Source organism: Companilactobacillus sp. (assembly GCF_022484265.1).
Taxonomy (GTDB): Bacteria; Bacillota; Bacilli; order Lactobacillales; family Lactobacillaceae; genus Companilactobacillus.
This window is the reverse complement of record NZ_JAKVLR010000001.1, coordinates 1,546,424-1,566,356: the sequence shown is the minus strand read 5'-3', so window position 1 is coordinate 1,566,356 and position 19,933 is coordinate 1,546,424. Positions and strand designations below refer to the sequence as shown.

Below are 19,933 nucleotides of genomic sequence, written 5' to 3'. Positions count from 1 at the left end.
CAAGTAACTATACTTTTTGTTGGAGGGATAATATGTCACAAATTGACCGACATAAGAATAGAGTCGTTGAGATCGAATTTGACCCCAATGTTGATTTAGCAACTTTACCGTTTCCAGAGCGCCACAGCATGATTTTTGTGACCCAAGGTCACGCTGAGGGGACTATCAATGATTTTCCAGTCCAAGTATCTGCTCCTGGTGTTTTATGCGTGAGAAGCGGGGACGTGATCAAGTTCCATACGGTCAAAAATATTTGTGCAAGTTCGTTTTCATTTGAGCCTCAATTTTTGAATACCATTAGGGTCTCTCAACAACAAGACATCAATATCCCAGAAACGCCACGAATTCGAGAAGGTTTGAGTTTATTTAAAAACAGTAGCGACCATGTCGGCTTTATCAAATTGGATGAAGGAATTTATTCGGATTTTTTGGAATGGTTCTTTACAATTGGTACTGAAACTAGTGCTCAAAGCGATGACTTGTGGGTTTGTCGGATCAAAATGTATCTGATCAAAATATTTAATCTCTTGAAGAATTTGGAAAAAACTCGCCAGAAGTCGCCACTAGATACGGCGGTGAAGTATATTCATACGCATTATCAAGATAAGGTGATGCAAGATGATCTGACTGAAATAACCCACTTGAATCGGGTCTCTTTGAATGAATTGTTTAAAAAACGCTTCGATAAAACAGCGATGCAGTATTTGCGTGACTATCGGATCTACATTGCTGAACAAATGCTGACGAATACCGGGATGACGCTCAATGATATCGCGATCTCAACCGGATTTGAATATGATACGTACTTCATGAAGCAGTTTAAGATCAAAGATGGAATGTCGCCTAGCGAGTATCGAGAAGTAACTCGGAAAGTGGCATTGAAGCAGTAAAAAAGCTCAGGATGATTTCCTGGGCTTTTTTGAAACGCGCAAAAATATAATGAGGCAGGTCATATAATCTTGCCCAACATTGCGCCGGCCAGCGGGCATGCTCCGTATTGGTCAACCTTATATTTGAGCCTCAGGGCTTATATTTTTACGCTCTGATTGAAACGCGCAAAAACAAAATGAGCCCGAAGATATAAGTCCGCCCAACACTCCACCGGTCTTACGGCAACATATGAGTAACTTTTGCCGGTAGTCTGCGAACGAAGTGCAAGGAGAACCTGCTCCGTAATTGGTCGCACTTATATCTTGAGCTCAAGTTCTTTTGTTTTTACGCTCTATTTCTTTTCTTTAACTATATAAATTGGTCTCTTCTTAACTTCCAAGAAGATCTTTCCGATATATTCTCCGAGGATTCCGATACTTATTAATTGGATTCCTCCGATTAGTAATACGACTGATACGATTGATGCCCAGCCGTTTACGGAACTGAATGGGTTGATGATTTTTCTGATGATGATGGCAATAATTGCGATAATTGATAGTCCTGAGAAGATTGAACCGAACCAAGTTGCTAGTGCTAGTGGTCTTTCTGTGAAGTCGATAATACCTGTTAAAGCGTATTTAACTAGTTTCCAGAAACTCCATGAGGTCGTTCCCGCAACACGTTCGTGGTTCTTGTAAGGAAGGTATTTGGTCTTGAATCCGACCCAACTGAAGATACCTTTTGAAAAACGGTTGTATTCAGTCATTGATTTGATTGAATCTACCATTTGACGTGTCATTAGACGGAAGTCTCTTGCTCCAGGGATGATCTTTGTTTGAGACATTTTGTTGATCAATCCGTAAAAAGCATTTGAGAAAAATGAGACGATTGGGTTCTCACCTTTACGGTCCATTCTGGCTGATCCAACGCAGTCATATTCGCCTTCTTGAAGGATATCGAACATCTTTGGCAACATTTCAGGTGGGTCTTGTAAGTCAACATCCATTACAGCAACGTAGTCCCCAGTTGCTTCGTTTAAGCCAGCATATAAGGCTGATTCCTTACCGAAGTTTCTCGAAAATGAGATGTAGTGGACTTCGTCGCTATGTTCTTTTTGTAATTTTTGCAAGACAGGCAAGGTCTTGTCAGCTGATCCGTCATCAACGAACCAATATTCAATTGTAAATTTTTGCTCATCCTGATTGGCTTCTCGAACCATTTTGGACATGGCATCAAAATAAATATTTACGGTTTCCTCTTCGTTATAGCAGGGGACGATAACAGAGATTTTTTTCATGATCATTCTTCGCTTTCTTTAAGTCCGTGAGTTGTTTTATCCCAGCTGTTGTGCCCGGTGATGAAATTCCAGAAGGCAATCACGACGATCGGAATTATCAACAGCATGTATACGTAAAAATATAAAATGCAGCCTAAGGCTTGAAGCAACGATATGTTTATATATCGATAATACTGGATGATTGAAAAAATCACGAGTAATAAGCCTAAAATCATGGTCGAGATGATCCACCATGGGGCTGAGTAATTCACAAATGCTAAACCAAAAATTATTGCGACTAGTGACACGAGATTGCCGATGATGACAATCAAACTTAGCAAGGTCGAGCACATGAATAAAATCATTTCTAGTTTTTCCATAAAACTAAGGTTACTGGAAAGTGTTTTTTTACCTAAAAGCTTCAAGCAGTCTAGACTTCCTTGAGCCCAACGAGACCGTTGTTTGATGAAATCTCTAACTTTGTGAACGGGTTCTTGATAGACCAATACGTCTGGAACGAAGGTCGTTTTTTTATCTTTGATCAACAGTCTCGTACTGATCTCAAAATCCTCTAACAAAGCATTGCCCCAAGGTTCATGAGCAGTTAAAGCGTTCAGTCGGAAAAATTGTCCGTTTCCGGCACCGGCAGCATTTCCGAAGAAATTACGCATGTTTTGTAAGAGTGAGTTCGGAACGACGAATTCGAAATCTTGCAAGGTTTCTAGCCAATTGTTAGCCCGATTCATCGCTACGCGGCTTTGGGCCATGGCGAGTTCTTTGTCTTGGTCAAAAACATTGACCATTTTGTTGATATCGACGATTGACATTGATGCATCAGCATCGATAACTCCGATAATAGTTTTGTCAGGATCCCATTTGCTATATTATATTCTTTGACGTACTGAATTCCAGCGTTTAGGGCTTCACCCTTACCATGTTGAGCAATCGGGAATTTCCGTTTGATCACGTGGAAATTGTGGAAACGTTGGTTCAGTTTTTGCAGGATCGTGGTTGAACCGTCAGTACTACGGTCATCGATCAAAACGAGATGAACATTATTTTTATAGCTGTAGTAGCTATCATTAAAAAATCTTTCGACGGTGTCTTGAATGACGGAAGATTCATTTAATACTGGCATAAGAATATAAACTTTGTAGTCTGACAGGAATTTATCGGGGGTACTCTCTCTTACGGGGAAGAAAAACGTTGCAATACTGAGTGCAAACGTAAACAAAGTCGCAAAAAAAGAGATACCCAAAATTATTTCCAAAATAAGCATGAGTACCTCCTTCAAACTATACGTTAAATTTTGAGTGATTCTGGTAAGTACATTTCATCGCTAACCGCTGTCTTGATAGCACTGACAGAAATATCACGGTCAGTTGTGTTTTCGATTGAATGTAAATCGCGTTCGTATTGTACAAAAATATTATTGATCAATGGTTCTTTGTGAAGTAAAGCTTTGATACGTCCAATATTGCTGTGGGCATTTTCAACGAAAGTGATCAAATCGGTCTTATCTTGATCACGTAGGTCGGCAACGGCTTTGTAAAGCAAGTCAGTGCTGCTTCCAACATAGACGATATCTTCTTTATCTTGATAGAGGCTATTGATCCACCAAGTGATCAATTCTTCCTTCTTGTCGAAGTCTTGTGTCAATAATCCAGAGCCATCAAAGACTTGGAAGTCATTGGCAACGCCAGATTCGTAGTTGATCGTGATCACAATAGAACCATCAGTTCTGTAGAAGTTCTCTTCGCCCAATTTTTGTTCTTTATTAAAAATTTGAGTTGACGATAAGATGCCATCGTTGTTGTAGATGTTAGTCTTAACAATCTTCGAATTCTTGAAGTAGTTGATACGATTAATGTCGCCATTAGTATATTCAACTGTCATCAAGAGATTTCCACTGTTGTCATAGATCAAAGTATTCTTAGTCTTAACGTCAGTTCTTGTGACCCAATTGTCGTTGTCAGGGATCGAAACGATCTTATCAGTTGGATTATCTGATTGTTGCAAGTCTTCGAATAAGTTGACCACGTTTGGACGTTCGATCTTCATTGACTTTGTGTAGCCATCAACGATACTTGCAAATTGATTGTTGAAGAAAGTCGTTACCAACGTAACGTTTGTAGCAAGGTGCTTCTCTAAGTAATTGACAATATCGAATAAGTCAGTTTCTTGTTGTTCCTTGTCGATCGAATCAGAGAGAACTAAGTATTGCTTAGTTGGCTCCAAGAATACTTCACGGACTAAATAAGCTGCGTGGAAGACGTCCTTGATATATTTATCGACGTAATTGATATTGTCGGTAACATTCTTAACTTGAATCTTGAGACCTTTGATCTCGTTGACGTTGCTCTTGCTTGAAGCTTCAAGTTGTTTAAGCGTACTAATACGTTGGTCATGCGAACGCTGAATTCCTTGTTCAACTTGAGTGACTTTGGTATTGGACAAGGCAATGTTACTAGCAATTTCATTGATATTAATGTTGACGTCTTTAAGGTCCTTCTTGTCGTTTCCAAGATCAGTTTGTAATTCTTTAAGTTCATCGTTGATCTTCTCACGACTTTTGTAGATCTTGTCGACTTGAGTCTTTTGCTTTTCCATCAAGACCATCATCTTTTGAAGGTCAGTTTCGTTCTTGATCGAAGCAGTTAGATCAGTTTCTTCTTTTTGGTTTCTTTCTAATTCAGCTTGTTTGCGATTTATCTTATTATCAGTTCGTTCGATATTTTGAGTAAGTTTCTTTTGTTGCTCTTTGAACTTCGAAAGGATTTCCTTTTGATGTTTTAAGTCAGCACGAATACCAGCAAGGCGTTCTCTTTCCTTACCGTCATCTTCGTTCTTATTCTTTTCGATGTTTTCTTGAACAGCAGCCTCGTTATCTTGGAGGTCTTTGAGCTGTTTACTTAGTTTGTTGTATTTACTTTGATAATCGTCACGTTCACTGAATAAATTAAGTTTTAATTTTCCACGTAATTGAGCATACTCGTGAGAAAGATTGTTCATGTCGCTTTCGATTTTTACTCGTTGATCATGAACTGAAACTACTTCATTCTTACCATTGTTAGTAGTTGTTGGAACTGTTTGGGAAGTTTCGGTCGTTTTTTCTGATTTGGGTGTGTCTTTTACGTCTTTGTGGGTTGATTCTGAGGTATCGTTTTGTTGGTTTTGGTGTGATTCAGGTTTATTTTCAGTTGGGTGAGATTGGGCTTTAACATTGGTGTCACGGGCATCATGGTCCGCAACATCTTTACGTAATCTACTAAATAATTTCACGAATGAAATACCCCCAAAAAAGACTTATAATAGTTATTACAGAGTATCATTATTTTAAAATAGTGTCAAAGCAGGCCCACAGCCGATTTGAAGAACTCTAGTACATATTTGTAAGGAGATTTAAGATGAAGATAATGTCTATAAATGCAGGTAGTTCTACCTTGAAATGGAAACTTTTTGAAATGCCTGACAAAACAGAAATTGCCTCAGGAATGATCGATCGCCTTGGCTCGCCAAAAGCAGTTTTTAAGCTAAAATATAATGGCAAAAAGACTGAACGTGAAGAAGCAATCGAATCAAATGAAGTTGCCGTTTTATCAATTCTGAGTGAGTTAAAAGATGAACATATCATCGACCACTTTGAAGATATTACCGCATTTGGACATCGTGTGGTTGCCGGTGGAGAACACTTTAAGAAATCAGAAATCGTCACAGACGAAAACCTTCAATTAATCGAACAATTAGCAGAATATGCACCACTTCACAATAAAGTTGAAGCTTACTACATTAGCGTGTTCAAAAAATTAGTCCCACGTGCAATCCAAGTGGCTGTTTTTGATACCGCATTTTTCTCACAAATACCAGAAGTAAACTATCTATACAGTGTACCAATGGAATACTACGACAAATATAAAGCTCGTCGCTACGGAGCTCACGGAACTTCTCATCGTTACATTGCTCAAAGATTAAATGAATTAGTCGATGGCGGAATTGAAGATAAGAACGTGATCGTCCTTCACTTAGGAAGTGGCGCTTCAATCAGTGCTATCAAGCATGGCAAGGCTTTTGACGTCTCAATGGGCTTCACTCCACTTGCCGGAATCACGATGAGTAGCCGTAGTGGTGACTTAGATGTATCAGTGATCCCTTATCTAATGAAAAAATTAGGCTTAACTGATGTTGAAGATATGATCGATATTCTTAATCACAAGTCAGGATTATATGGTATCTCAGGTGTATCAGTTGATATGCGTGATATTGAAGATGCTGCAGCTAAGGGTGACAACGAACGTGCTCAATTAGCACTCGATATCTTCCGTAACCGCATTATCAAATACGTTGGTTCATATGCTGCTGAAATGGGTGGCGTTGATGTACTAGCATTTACAGCTGGCGTTGGTGAAAACAGTCCAGAAGTCCGTGAAGACGTCTTGAATGGAATTAGTTTCATGGGAACAAAAGTAGACACAGAAAGCAATAACAGTCGCGGTAAAGAAGTGAAGATCACGACTGACGACTCAAAGGTCCTTGCTTATGCTGTGCCTACAAATGAAGAGCTAATGATTGCTCAAGATACTTATGATTTTGCTAGATTATTAAACTAGAAGTTTATCAAGACGCCGATGAAGAAAGTTACGACTTCTGAGAGCGTAATGAAGAGCAAATTTTTGATGATCAACGGGAATGTTTCTTTTTTGATAGGATTGTGACTGAATTGACGGGTATTTTTATAGATGATCGGTGTGATCAGAAGTAATAAATACATCGTCTTCGGGAGCAATCCTATAATTATGGAACAAATTAAGGCTAAGTATCCTAAAACATACAATGAGTTAAGGATGAATAGACTATTTTCTTTTCCCAGGTAATAAACGATCGTTTTGCGACCGAGGCCAATATCTTCTTTTTCATCAGCAATGTTGTTTGCTAATAATAGGTTGGAAATGGCAAAACATGTCAATAATGATGAAAGTAAGATGTCGCCATAGAATTTGAAGTCCAAGATAGCTTCAGGTGCGTTGTAAACATTGATGTAAATTGCGATCAAGTAAATAACAAAGCCCATAGTGAATCCGGCAAAAAATTCTCCTAGCGGTCCACGATTGATTGGATGAGGTCCTCCGGCGTAGAAAAATCCAACGGCAAATGAGAATAGTCCCATGTATAGCAGTGGCAAGCCGGTGCGATAAACGATGAATAAACCAATAATTGCGGCAATTAAACTGAATGTGAAGTCGATCCAGCCAATCATGTGAATATTCAAGTGATTGACGCCGATGACGTTGGTCTCGCGACGGAAACTTTCATCGCCAGTCGCGTTCTTGTAGTCCCAATAGTTATCGTTGATATCGACAGCCATATTGAATAAGAACATGGCGATGAAAAATAAAACTAAGTCTAAAATATTGATAGAATGCCAATGATAGTACGAGTATAATGTTCCCATCAGAAACGGGAAGACACTGGCAGTTTTAGCTTTGATCTCAACCAGTTCGAAAAATACTGAAGGTTTCACAAAATCATTCCTTTTTGTTTGATATCATATATTATAGAATTATTCTTAGTAACTAAACAAGTAACACAGAGACTACCAATAGAGTTTCTGCTTTGAAGCATTGCTGCAGAGAGCTTTTTATAGAATTGGAAAGACCTAGAACGGGGGATTAGATGGTAAATTCAATTTGGAAAGATTATCCAAAAATGGGGAAACGGCTCGATAAAACTACCGAGTTTATTCACAATAGCGTGGACATGCGTAACGAAGCAATCGCAAAGATGATCAGAGACCTTACCTCAGGTGGTAAGATGCTCAGGCCTGCCTTTTTCCTATTGTTTAGTGGATTTGGTCCAGATAAGAAGTCAGACCAAGAATTGATCCCACTTTCAGCATCGCTGGAACTGTTGCACGTCGCAACGTTGATCCATGACGATGTTATCGATGATTCTCCTCTACGTCGGTCAAAGCCAACTATCCATACTAAGTACGGCAAACGAAACGCAATTTATGCTGGGGATTATTTATTCACGATTTATTTTGAAACGATTTCCCGACATTTGCCAAAGCAGAGCGATATTTTAATCAATGCCTTGAGCATGAAAAAAATCCTGATCGGTGAATTAGATCAACTGCTGATCAATTTCAACGTTCATGCAACAGCTAAGATGTATTTTAGAGAAGTCGCTGGGAAAACTGCTGAGTTATTCAGTTTGAGTACGATGATGGGGGCAATTGTCTCTGGTGGCGACCACGAGTTGATTGCTCGCTCCAAAAATATTGGACACGAGATCGGGATGTCGTTCCAGATCATGGATGATGTTTTAGATTTTGGCGATAGTCGCGACACTGGTAAGCCTAATTTTGAAGATCTCAGAAATGGCGTTTATTCATTGCCATACATTTTAGGACTTCAAGATAACAATCAAGCTCTGATCACAGTCTTGTCGAAAGATGAATTGAGTGCAGATGATATTAATGAAGCTGCTAGGATCGTTGTTGATGAAGGATATTTGGATCAAGCCAAAGATATTGCCCGAACATTCAGCAGCCATGCCATGAAACGAATCAAAAAGTTGCCACGGGGAACTAATCGTCGAGCACTTGAAAAGATCGTTGAAGAATTATTAGATCGAATTGAATAGACTACAGGAGAGTGTGACAGAACATGGTCAGCTCCCGAGCATTAATGTAGAAGAGGCCCTAATTCGTATTTTGAATTAGGGCCTCTTTGAAATTAAGCGGAAGGAGCTATGTTTTGTCGCACGTTTATGCTGCATGGCAGTACAAAATATCAGTTATGTCACATATTGGTTTTTTATTTGCCAAAATTATTGTGAATATAAATTTCGGTATTAAAAAATAAATTTTCGCCAATTCAAAGCTATCGGTACGTACCATTCATGGATGATAAATTATATCTATACAATAAATATACATGTTTCTGCTATCTTTCATTTTGGGGAAGGTTTATGAAAGGAGAATGAAAACCAACAGCATTTTCATAAACTGATGAAACAAACTATTTATTATGTTAGAGGCAGAGGTCAAAGAATGGTACAACAAAAGCACCTCAAATCAAAATGTAACGGCGCTACAAATAATCGTGGAGCGTGTGGATAAATGTTATCGCATCGTGAATTGCAGGATATTTGTTGCAAAAATTGGAACGGACATACTCACACAGAGTTTTGTCCGCACGGATCTGGGGAAGATACCGAAGATTTTATTAGAAATGCGATCAAAGCTGGATTTAAGACCTATTCGATCACGGAGCATTTTCCAATGCCTCCACAGTTTTACAATATGGTTTCGGGTAGTCAGCATGCGATCGATACTGCAGCCATGGAGTATGCAGAGTTACCTAATTATTTTCAAAAAATGCATTACCTTAAAAAGAAATACGCTGATCAAATTAACATCCTGGTCGGATTTGAGTTTGACTATATCGATGGCTGCCAAGAGTGGACTAAGAGTAAGCTTGAAGAATTCGGCGAAGAGATCGACGATGCAATTTTATCAATTCATTTTTTGCCAACGGATGGCGGTTTAAGGGCTGTCGATGACAACTTTGATGATTTTTGCGATGGAGTGTTGAAATATTATCAAACACCCCTAGGCGTGGCGAACAAATATCTCAAGACAGTTTTAGAGGCAGTCAAGTGGAGCTGTGAGGATAAGCCAGCAAGATATGGCCATATAACGTTATACCGAAAATGGCGTAAGGAATTCAATTCTTCGACTATTTGGCACGATAAAGAAACAGATCGTTTAGTCGACAAAATTTTAAAACATGTCAAGAAACGAAATGAAATGCTGGACTGCAATATGTCTGGCTTGGCAAAATTTAGTCAATGCGAGTCATCGCCATACGTCTCGATCATCGAAAAGGCAGCCGATAAAGGCGTCAAATTAGTCTATGGATCGGATGCGCATGAATCAAATAATATCGACCAAGGATTTAATGAGTACTTAGTACAAAAATTATGTCAATGTGGGAGAGTTTAATGGAATTAACCGTACATGATGGACGACCTTTTAGGATTTGTCAGTTAACGGATATTCATTTGGGATCATATCCATTCGGAGAGTCAGACCTAAAGACTTTACGATCCCTGAGACGATTATTTACGCAAAAAAAATTTCACCTGATCATGATAACTGGAGATATTATCTGGGGAAAAGATAATTCTACTGCGAAAAAGTCATTATCAGTATTTTACGATTTTTTAAATTCACTAAAGACGCCAGTTGCAATCACTTATGGTAACCACGATGTTGAAGGACCTTTAAAAAGAAGCGATATGCGGTCAATGGAAAAGAAACTAGAATTTTTTGCGGACCGTCACTACAATTTTTTAAATTCAAATCGTGAAAGCTACACTTTGGAAATCAACGACCGAGATAGTGGGGAACTGAAGCATGTGATCTACGTTTGGGACAGTGGTTCGTACACTCATTGGCCCAAAATTGACGAGTATGCAGCGATTGAACCTGAACAGATTCAATGGTTCCTGGAGCTTCCATATTCGCGCACAATTGAGAATATTGACTTAGGATTCATGCATATTCCAATTCCCGAGTATCGAATGGCAGTTAAAAATATTACTGCTGGAGAATTCGGCGAAGATATTTGTGCACCGAAGATCAACTCTGGATTGTTTTATGCATTGCTCAGAAAGAAAAATGTGAAGGCAATTTTTGCCGGTCATGATCATGACAACAATTTTTCCAGTAGCTTGGACGGAATCCAATTAAATTATGGCAACACCACAGGTTATAACTGTTATGGAGATCTCCCAAGAGGCTGCGTGGAGATCAACCTGTATCCAGATAAGATCAAACGGTTCGTTTTAACGTTTGATTCGATGGAAGAATTCAGTCGGGTGTAACGGTGTTATGCAAAAAGACGATATCGAGAAATTTCGATATCGTCTTTTTTAATAGGTTAATTTTTTGAATCAAATACTTCAACGCAGTAATCTTTTTTGCCACAGTTTGGACAAGTTAATTTTCTAGCACGAGGGTTGTGGCCAGCCCAAAAGGCAGTCCAGAACTTTGGCTTGAATTCTGTATTGCAGTTAGGACAGATGTAGTTGGTATTATTGAAATAATACTTTGATATCCAACCAGCACCAATAAATGCGACAATCATTCCGATGATAAATGGCATCCAATTGCCTGACTTGATTGCATAGATTAAGGTGCCAATCTCGATAATGTCTATCGGGATTCCCCAAGCTATCATTGTGATGTGGACTTTGCGTAATGACTTCTTATTTTTCATAATGTCGTTTATGTCGTCGATGGATTTGATCGGTACGGCAGCCAAGTCGGGCAGATCTCGTTTGATGCTCTCAATGGTCTTGAGCTGTTCTTTTGATCCCGCAAGCTGCAATTTTAAGGCCTTTTCCTGTTCGACTAGCATCAGATTCAAAATATTAACGGAATTGTCGCTAGCGAGGATCTCCTTGATTGCGTCTAAGCTGAGTCCTAATTTTTTTAGCAATAAGATCAGTTTCAAACGCTTGAGATCTGCATCATTATAAATTCTTCGACCGTTCTCAGTTCGACTGGAAGGACTGAGCAGACTCTTTTGATCGTAGTACTGCAAGGTCCGAACTGATACACCACTTAATTTGGCCAACGCACCAGTTGTATATTCTGACATAAACTTCACCTCCAGCTTCTTTATACATTATGACGTAAGGTCATTAGCAACCTTAAATTTATTATCGCACGGAAAATTTTTTAAAAAAGTTGAATTTATCTGTAACGCTACAAAATATAATAAAAAAACTACCATCCAGTTGGATGATAGTTTTGAGTTTATTCTGTTTCAAGTCCAGCATCCATTTCATAGAGATCTTTGAAATGTTGATTGGTCTTGTATAGTTCGGAAGGTGAACCTTCCATTTCAATACCTTGATCAGTAACGAAAACAACGTGGTCAACATGATTAACACCTTGCAAATGGTGAGTGACCCAGATGATTGTTTTATCTTTTAAGACATCAAAGAAGGTCTCCAATAAGTCGTTTTCAGTGATTGGATCTAGTCCGACTGTAGGTTCATCTAATAGTACTACTGGAGCATCTTGAAGCAAGATTCTGGCTAAAGCGATACGTTCTTGCTCACCACCAGAGAAACGAGATCCGTTTTCGCCAACGGATGTATTGTATTTTTCAGGCAGAGAATCAAGTAAGTCTTTCAAACCAACACGAGCCAAGGCTTCTTTGACTTCAGCATCAGTCTTATCTTCATTACCTAAACGAACGTTGTTCATCACGCTAGTGTTAAATAGGAATGGGTTTTGGTTCAATACTGAAAAAATCGTTTCACGTTTAGCTTGGATTTGTTGAACATCTAAATCATTGACCTTAATTGAGCCTTTTTGAGGTACTAGGTCGCCTAAAATCAATTGAAGGATAGTTGTCTTACCAATTCCACTGGGGCCTAGTAGAGCTAATTTTTCGCCCTTGGCAATATGTTGCGAGAAGTCATTGATCAAAATTGGCGAATCGCTAGCGTATTCGAAACTAACGTGGTCTAGTGAAATGCTATTGAAGTCAACAGGTGCAAGCTCAACTTGGTCAGGTAGTTTTTGTTCAACAGGTTGAACGGTATTTAAACGTTTGATGGAATCGCGATATTGAGGCCATTCTTCAAATCCTTGACTGACTGGAATGAATGTATCTGAAAGCTGCAAGGCAGCTAATACAACGGCAGCGGTGAAGTTCGCCATTTCTTGATTATCAGTCATATGTAAATTAGTGAAGATCAGCATCACGATCATAATGATTGCGAAGATGAATTGCAACACGAAGTCACGACGTCTTCTAAAGGCTTTAGATTTGGCTTTGGAATTATCCAAATCAGTTAATGTCTTTGCGGACAAGTCTTTAAAGTCTTTTTCACGACCAGAGATAACCCAGTCGTCAACGCCTAAGATGTTATCAGTCAATTGTGTGTACAAATCGCTTGTTAAAGCCTTTTGACGTTCACGACGAGCAGCTTCAATGGAAACTGAAACTAACGGAACGATAAATATTTCAATTGCACAAAGCAATAGTACGAAAAATCCAAATGATGGATTAAAAATTCCCATACCGATCGAAGCGACGATCGCAACGATATAAGCAATGACAGTTGGGAAGACGGTTCTTAGATATAAGTCCTGCAAATGGTTGATATCCGCAGACAACAGACCCATGATATCACCCGTTTTATGACGTTCGTTAAAAAATGAGGCGTCGCTTTCAAGCGTCTTGTACAAACGAGTTCTTAAATCAGAGGTGATTCTTAATACCCAGTTATGACTAGTCAGACGTTCAATGTATTTGAATACCGGACGTCCAATACCAAATCCACGAGTCAAAACGATCGGCACGTAGATCAGAAGAATATTGTAAGGATGAGTTGCGGCCTTATCGATCGTGTATCCAGCTGTGAACATCAAGGCTGTGGCACAGAAAACGGTGAAGAATCCCAATACCATTACTAATAAGAGGACACCTTTGTATTGCTTGATATAAGGCTTTACCCAAGTATCATTTTTAAATGTTTTGAAAAAGTTCACAGTGTCTCACCTCGCATGTTCTCGATCAAGTCAGAATAGGCACCTTGATGCGAGCGTAATTCAATTGGAGTTCCTTGTTCGACGATTTCGCCGTCATCCATAACGATGACATAGTCCATTTCTTTGATCCAGTGAAGTCGATGGGTAGCGAAGATAACCAAGTGGTCTTTGAACAGTTGTTCCATTGGTTTCTTTAAAGCGTATTCAGTTTCAATATCCAGATGCGCTGTTGGCTCATCAAAGATCAAGATATGACGGTCGTCAGCTAAGAATGCACGAGCAATCATGATTCTTTGTTGCTGACCACCAGAAATACCACGTCCACCTTCACCAATAAGTGTTTGATAGCCATCTTTTAGAGTGTCAATGAACTCTTTTAAACCAGCCTTATCAGCAGCAGCTTCAATTTCTTCTTGGCTAGCTTCAGGTTTGTAAAAAGCAATGTTGTCAGCTAGTGTGCCAGAAAATAGGTAAGGAGACTGAGGTAAGAAGGTCAATTCCTTTTGCCAATTGCGTTGTGTGAAGTGTGGCACTTTTTGGCCATTGATCGAAATGTCAGAGCTGTTTTCAGGTGTCAAAAATCCACCGATAACTCGAATCAAAGTAGATTTACCTGAACCAGATTTTCCAATGACACCAACGTTGTCAAAGCCGGATAGTTTCAAGTGATCGATATCAAGACTAGCATCAGCAGTCTTGTCTTCATCATCGTAGTTGAATTGGAGATTGTTGATCTCAAAATTAGAATTTTCGTCCCAGTCTAATTTTTCAAGTTTGTCAGTATCTTCAGTATCTTTCCGGTCTAAGATCGAGAAGATATTTGTTAAAGCGTTTTTACCATCCAAGGTTGCGTGATAATCGTTTGAGAAGTCCCGTAGTGGTAAAAAGTATTCCGGTGCCAAAATTAAAGTTACTAAGGCAGGGAAGAGTGGCAGTTGATTATTGATCAAACCTAAACCTAAGAATACGGCTAAAATAGCAATTCCTAAGGTCGTTAACCAGTCGAGTGCAAATGTCGATAAGATGGCGATGCGCAAAGTATTCATTGTCCGACGACGATATTCGTCACTGACTGTATAAATATTTTTAACGTAACGCTTACTTAAACCTAGCATTTTCAAGGTTGGCAAGCCTCTGAGGGCGTCCAAAAAATGGTTAGACAAAATAGTGTATTGATCGTATTGCTCATCAGCCTTAGATTGCGCAGCTAAACCTAAAATGATCATAAATAAGATGATCAAAGGCACAATAATCGTCAAAGTGATTCCGGAAGCAATATTTTGGAAGTAAATGTAGACCAAAAGTACAGGAGGAATGATCGACATATTCATCATTTTGGTAAAAATTAGTTTGAAGTAGTTTTCGATTAAATCGATCCCATCAAGTGAAGCGGTAACTAAATTACCAGTTCCTCGTTCTGAGATCATTTGGGGGCCAGAATTATAAACCTTATCTAATAGCTGAGATCTGATCTCTTCTGATAAATTACCAGAGTAATTTTGTACGATCTTAGTGTTCAACAAGTTTAATAAATGGCGCACAACAAAAGCCACTGCAAAGAGTGTCATTGGATAAATGATAGTTTGTAGTGGTTTCATGTGCCAAGAGTTTACTAATGCATCTGCTAAGTACTTACCTTGGAATAAAATAACAAATGCTTGCAAGAAAGTTAATCCTGCAAGCATCAGCATAAGTCGTTTTGTTCCTGGTAAGCGAAATAATCGCCTATCAATCATAATTAATATTTCACCGTGTTATCCTTAGGATTTATTTTCTTGGTGAATAGAGTGTATGACCAGATGAAGTAAATCAATACGATAGGTACCAAGATACATGCAACAATTGTCATAACTGTCAATGTATATTGTGAGTTAGCGGCATTCTTAAGAAGAATATCGTTACCCTTAATTGTACTGATCATAACACGTGGGAACATACCATTGAAGATAAGTACGATAACTGCACTCAATGATAAACCGCTTCCAACGAAGCTCCATCCTGCTCTATCCTTTAGGACTCCATAGTAACCCAACAATGAGAATAAAACAATTAAGATTGTAATAATCAATGATGAGACTAATTTCTTAGTAAAGAAGTCTGTTTGGAAAATAACAAGTAGTGCGAATACTACTTCACCAGCAAACAAGATAGGATAAAGAATCTTGTTTAGGTTTTTAGCACGTTCTGGCAATGAACCAGCCATTCTTAAACGAATGAAGTTCAAACCATGTACTAATGATAGAAGTACACCTGCAACACCACCGACAATTGATAGCCAGTTAACAACATCAAAGAAGTGTAAACCAGTTGCATCACCGTTAGCATTCAAAGGAATACCTTGGATCATACTTGTGAGCATCATAACTAGTAGGAATGGTGCACATAAGCTTCCGATAAAGAACATCCATAACCAGAAATTCTTACCAGATTTTGATTCGGCGTGTTTCGTAAATTCAAATGAAACACCACGAATGATAAGTGAAACTAGAACTAACATTAATAAGTAATAATAAGCTGAGAACAATGATGCATACCACATAGGGATTGATGCAAACATTGCACCACCAGCTGTAACTAGCCATGTTTCGTTACCGTCCCAGTGAGGGCCGATTGAAGTTTGAATGGCAATTTGTTCGTCTTGGTCTTTAGCCAAGAAGCGTGTTGCCATACCAACACCAAAATCAAATCCTTCTAGGAAGACGAAGATGGCAAATAGTAATCCGATTATACAGAACCACAAAATTTGTAGAGTTGTCATTATTTACCAAATGCCTCCTTTGCGAAAGGATCCACGTTTTGCTTAGAATCCTTTGTTTCGAAGTAAGGACCTTGATGCAATGTCTGTCTGCTGTACCAAACCATGACGCCACCGAGGAAGGCAAATAGTAAGAAGTAAAGAATGTTACTAAATAGCAAGCTTCCGACAGTTGATGAAGGTGATACGGCTTGAGAAATTGTAAATAGTCCGTAAACGATCCAAGGATAACGACCAAATTCTGTTACGAACCAGCCGGCTGAGTTACCAATAAATGGAACCCAAATACCGATTCCAAGACAGTGTAACAACCATCTCTTGTTTTCGATAGTATCCTTGTTCTTTCTTGAGAATAATAGACCAAGAAAATCAAAGATAAGAATGATAAATGCGACTGCAGTCATAATTCTGAAACTCCAGAACAATGTCTTTGCAGGTGGGTAGAAGTCTAACTCTGAACCCATTTGTGTACCATACTTCTTGTTACCATATTGATCGTTAAGTTCTTTGTTAATGGTATTCATACCCTTAACTGAACCTGTTGTCTTATGGTAAGTCAAAAGACTTAGTACTTTTGGAATCTCAACTTCGTGTGAAGTCTTGTGACCCTTAGCATCGATTGTTTCGATAACAGTCCATGGAGCTGGGTCTTTAGTATCTTGATAGATACCTTCTGTTGCAGCAAATTTCATTGGTTGATCTTTCAACATTTGTTGTGTTTGGAAATCACCAGCAAAGATTGTAAGAATTGAACCAATCAAACCTACCCAAAGGCCGTATCTTAATGATGTCTTGAAGAAGTGGTTTTCACCCTTCTTGTTGCGAAGTAATCCGTAAGCACTCATACCAGCAATGACAACACCAGCTGTCATAATAGCTGCGATGATCAAGTGAGGGAATACTCTCCACAATTGAGGGTTAGCAACAACGTCACCAAAACTAGTTAGCTTGATACGTGTGTGACCACCCATAACTGCAATTGTGAAACCTGTTGGGTGTTGCATGAAACTGTTAGCAGCCAAAATCCAAATAGCTGATAACATAGTACCGATTGATGTCATCCAAATCATAAATGCATGCCAACCTGGAGTAAATCTATCCCAAGTAAACATCCAAATACCAATGAAGACAGATTCGATAAAGAATGCTAGTAATGCTTCGATAGCTAATGGTGCACCGAAGACATCACCCATGAATCTAGAATATTCTGACCAATTCATACCGAATTGGAACTCTTGAATAAGACCTGTAACAATACCCACGGCGAAACTAAGTAGGAATATCTTTCCCCAGAACTTAGCCATGTCGCGGTAAACTTCGTCTTTCTTAACTGCGTAAATAGTTTCCATGATAGCTACGACAAATCCCATTCCGATAGAAAACGGAACAAAGAAGAAATGGAATACGGTAGTCATGGCAAACTGGAAACGAGCTAAGCCGACGACGGTTAAGCCAATACCGAACATTTAAATAACCTCCTCCTATAACTTTATAGATTTACATCTATAACTACGTTTATCATATGATTAATTAATCGAATAATCAATAGTGCTAAATGATTTATCGCGATATAAATAACGATAAAAAAATGCAAGCCTGAAAGGGCTTGCATTAACGCCTACTACGACGGCTTTTTTGCGGATCGTAGCTAGGAAAATTATTTGAATTATTTTCTGAAGAATTATTTAAATTTTGGTTGAAATTGCCATTTTGACCATTGTCATATGGATTTTGGTTCGGCGTGTATCCATTGTAATTTTGATTCGTTTGATCAAATTGACCACCGTTGTAATTGTTAGGATACTGATTGTTAGTTTGATCAGGATACTGGTTATAACTTTGTCCTCTATTATAGGTATTGTTTTGATTCAAGTTGGACTGGTTATTTCCAAATGATTGATTTTGGCCATAGGTTTGGTTTTGATTATAGCTTTGATCATATGACTGATTTTGATTGTAGGTTTGATTAGAACCATAACTTTGATTTGGACCATATTGTCCAAACTGATTATTTGAGACAGTTGATTGATTTTGGGGATTTGCTCTAGATGAACGAGATGGGTACTGATTTGGCTCACCATTGTTCATTCCAAAATTATTGGGTTGGTAACTGCCGTTGTTGTAATTTTGATTTGGTTGGTCATAACCGCCGTTTTGATTGCGGAAATATCCGTTATTTGGACTTTGTTGATAATAGTTGTTCCTATTATACGGTTGTTGTTGATTGTCGTCTTCTTCAGGAATTGGATTCATGATTAGATCGACAATACTGATGATCAAAACAATCGCTCCGATGATGATTCCGATCCAAGACCAAATTTTTAAATAGGCGGTGTCTGGAAGATTTGAATTGATGATCCCCATAACGCCTCCGATTATTAAGATGACAAAACTGATGATATCTGGGACCAAACTGTAAGTCCGGTTAGTCAAAATGTAAATTACCGCGGTTACGATATACGTTATCGCAATCAGTATACCAGCAGCACTGGCAATTGCACCATTACCGATCAGAGCTGCAACGAAACCTTGAAATCCAGTTTTGATCATCAATACTACTGAAAGGATAAACAGCAGTGTACCGGTAGATATTTTAGTGATTCTTACCATACAAAGAGTCCTCCATAGAGTTTTTCTTCTATTCTATATCGTCTTTAACAAAGTGGTTGATTGGTCCATATTTGTGTCCAACGTCAATGACGTTTTTAATAGCGTTATACGTATAAGTCTTGGCAATGCGAATTGCCGATTCCAAATCTTTACCTTTGGCAACTTCTGCCACAATTGCGGAAGAAAGCGTATCGCCTGTTCCATTAATGTGATCTGTTTTAACGTAAGGTTCAGAGATCCAAAATGACTGACCATCTTCTAGTAAAACAAAGTCTTCGACTTCATCGATTGAATCGTCGCTATGTTCACCTTTGATCATAATGTTCTTAGGTCCAAGTTCTTGCAGCTTGTGAGCAGCTTCAACTATTTCCTCGCGATTATCCAATTCCATACCAGATAACTTTTTAGCTTCGTAATAGTTTGGTGTAATAATATCTGCAAGTGGGAACAACTTATCGATCAAAGTTTGGTAAGCTTCTTGTTCCAAAAGCATTGCTCCATGTTTTGTGATGATCACGGGGTCTAATACGAAGAATCCGAATGGACGGTCTTTGATTGCATCAGCGACAGTGTTAATAGTTGCTGAATCTGACAACATACCAGTTTTAAAAGCTGATACTTTAAAGTCATCTTTGATATCCTTGATTTGATTAAGAATAAATTCTGGGGACATAACCGTTGCATCATGAATTCCGTATGAGTTACCTGCTACGGCAGCGGTCAAAACTGACATTCCATAAACGCCAAGAGACATAAAAGTCTTGAGATCTGCTTGTGCACCAGCGCTACCATCGGAGTCTGATCCAGCAATTGTTAATACTTGAGTAAATTCGTTCAAAATAGTTGC

The 19,933-nt window shown here is 38.7% G+C and carries 17 protein-coding genes; 5 read left to right on the top strand and 12 right to left on the bottom strand.

The features are described from left to right. The first annotated feature begins 32 nt into the window (after window positions 1–32). The gene (locus LKF16_RS07590; RefSeq protein WP_291470177.1) at window positions 33–890 is read left to right on the top strand and encodes an AraC family transcriptional regulator; all 858 of its coding nucleotides are present in this window, start codon (window positions 33–35) and stop codon (window positions 888–890) included. A gap of 332 nt (window positions 891–1,222) precedes the next feature. Here the strand turns inward: LKF16_RS07590 and LKF16_RS07585 are convergent, their stop codons facing one another. From LKF16_RS07585 to LKF16_RS07570, 4 genes are read right to left on the bottom strand one after another with little or no spacing between them, the layout of a single operon-like run. Then, window positions 1,223–2,167, bottom strand: coding sequence for a glycosyltransferase family 2 protein (locus tag LKF16_RS07585; protein ID WP_291470175.1), 945 nt, complete (start codon window positions 2,165–2,167; stop codon window positions 1,223–1,225). Window positions 2,168–2,169: 2 nt separating this feature from the next. Beyond that, window positions 2,170–2,973 carry a glycosyltransferase family 2 protein gene (locus LKF16_RS07580; protein WP_291470173.1) on the bottom strand — a complete coding sequence of 268 codons (804 nt, stop codon included), beginning with the start codon at window positions 2,971–2,973 and terminating at the stop codon, window positions 2,170–2,172. Next, on the bottom strand, window positions 2,895–3,425 hold the full coding sequence (locus LKF16_RS07575) for a glycosyltransferase (RefSeq protein ID WP_291470171.1): 531 nt from the start codon (window positions 3,423–3,425) through the stop codon (window positions 2,895–2,897). The genes LKF16_RS07580 and LKF16_RS07575 overlap by 79 nt, the downstream gene beginning before the upstream one ends. Before the next feature lie 23 nt (window positions 3,426–3,448). After that, window positions 3,449–5,428: a hypothetical protein gene (locus LKF16_RS07570; protein ID WP_291470169.1), complete on the bottom strand. Its 1,980-nt coding sequence runs from the start codon at window positions 5,426–5,428 to the stop codon at window positions 3,449–3,451. Between the two features lie 125 nt (window positions 5,429–5,553). On the opposite strand from LKF16_RS07570, the gene LKF16_RS07565 reads away from it, so the two are divergent. Continuing rightward, on the top strand, window positions 5,554–6,753 hold the full coding sequence (locus tag LKF16_RS07565; RefSeq protein WP_291470167.1) for an acetate/propionate family kinase: 1,200 nt from the start codon (window positions 5,554–5,556) through the stop codon (window positions 6,751–6,753). Here LKF16_RS07565 and LKF16_RS07560 read toward each other — a convergent pair. Next, window positions 6,750–7,664: a 1,4-dihydroxy-2-naphthoate polyprenyltransferase gene (locus tag LKF16_RS07560; protein WP_291470165.1), complete on the bottom strand. Its 915-nt coding sequence runs from the start codon at window positions 7,662–7,664 to the stop codon at window positions 6,750–6,752. The two genes, LKF16_RS07565 and LKF16_RS07560, sit on opposite strands and share 4 nt — an antisense overlap. A gap of 152 nt (window positions 7,665–7,816) precedes the next feature. On the opposite strand from LKF16_RS07560, the gene LKF16_RS07555 reads away from it, so the two are divergent. From LKF16_RS07555 to LKF16_RS07545, 3 genes are all read left to right on the top strand, one after another. Then, a complete protein-coding gene (locus LKF16_RS07555) occupies window positions 7,817–8,788 on the top strand; it encodes a polyprenyl synthetase family protein (RefSeq protein ID WP_291470164.1) in 972 nt (323 codons plus the stop codon). Window positions 8,789–9,266: 478 nt separating this feature from the next. Then, window positions 9,267–10,151, top strand: a complete 885-nt coding sequence (gene hisJ / locus LKF16_RS07550) for a histidinol-phosphatase HisJ (RefSeq protein ID WP_291470162.1) — start codon at window positions 9,267–9,269, stop codon at window positions 10,149–10,151. After that, window positions 10,151–11,035, top strand: coding sequence for a metallophosphoesterase family protein (locus tag LKF16_RS07545; RefSeq protein WP_291470160.1), 885 nt, complete (start codon window positions 10,151–10,153; stop codon window positions 11,033–11,035). Before hisJ ends, LKF16_RS07545 begins: the two co-directional genes overlap by 1 nt. Window positions 11,036–11,091: 56 nt before the next feature. Here the strand turns inward: LKF16_RS07545 and LKF16_RS07540 are convergent, their stop codons facing one another. The 7 genes from LKF16_RS07540 to thiD all read right to left on the bottom strand — a co-directional run bounded on the left by LKF16_RS07540 (window position 11,092) and on the right by thiD (window position 19,927). Then, a complete protein-coding gene (locus LKF16_RS07540) occupies window positions 11,092–11,814 on the bottom strand; it encodes a MerR family transcriptional regulator (RefSeq protein WP_291470159.1) in 723 nt (240 codons plus the stop codon). Between the two features lie 158 nt (window positions 11,815–11,972). After that, window positions 11,973–13,721, bottom strand: a complete 1,749-nt coding sequence (cydC, locus tag LKF16_RS07535; protein ID WP_291470158.1) for a thiol reductant ABC exporter subunit CydC — start codon at window positions 13,719–13,721, stop codon at window positions 11,973–11,975. Then, the gene (cydD, locus tag LKF16_RS07530) at window positions 13,718–15,457 is read right to left on the bottom strand and encodes a thiol reductant ABC exporter subunit CydD (protein WP_291470156.1); all 1,740 of its coding nucleotides are present in this window, start codon (window positions 15,455–15,457) and stop codon (window positions 13,718–13,720) included. The genes cydC and cydD overlap by 4 nt, the downstream gene beginning before the upstream one ends. Before the next feature lie 2 nt (window positions 15,458–15,459). Continuing rightward, window positions 15,460–16,479 (bottom strand): cytochrome d ubiquinol oxidase subunit II, encoded by a 1,020-nt coding sequence (gene cydB / locus LKF16_RS07525; RefSeq protein WP_291470154.1) that lies wholly within the window; start codon window positions 16,477–16,479, stop codon window positions 15,460–15,462. Continuing rightward, a complete protein-coding gene (locus tag LKF16_RS07520) occupies window positions 16,479–17,942 on the bottom strand; it encodes a cytochrome ubiquinol oxidase subunit I (protein ID WP_291470152.1) in 1,464 nt (487 codons plus the stop codon). Before LKF16_RS07520 ends, cydB begins: the two co-directional genes overlap by 1 nt. A 145-nt stretch (window positions 17,943–18,087) precedes the next feature. Then, on the bottom strand, window positions 18,088–19,086 hold the full coding sequence (locus LKF16_RS07515; protein WP_291470150.1) for a hypothetical protein: 999 nt from the start codon (window positions 19,084–19,086) through the stop codon (window positions 18,088–18,090). Between the two features lie 28 nt (window positions 19,087–19,114). Next, window positions 19,115–19,927, bottom strand: a complete 813-nt coding sequence (gene thiD / locus LKF16_RS07510) for a bifunctional hydroxymethylpyrimidine kinase/phosphomethylpyrimidine kinase (protein WP_291470378.1) — start codon at window positions 19,925–19,927, stop codon at window positions 19,115–19,117. Window positions 19,928–19,933 lie beyond the last annotated feature (6 nt).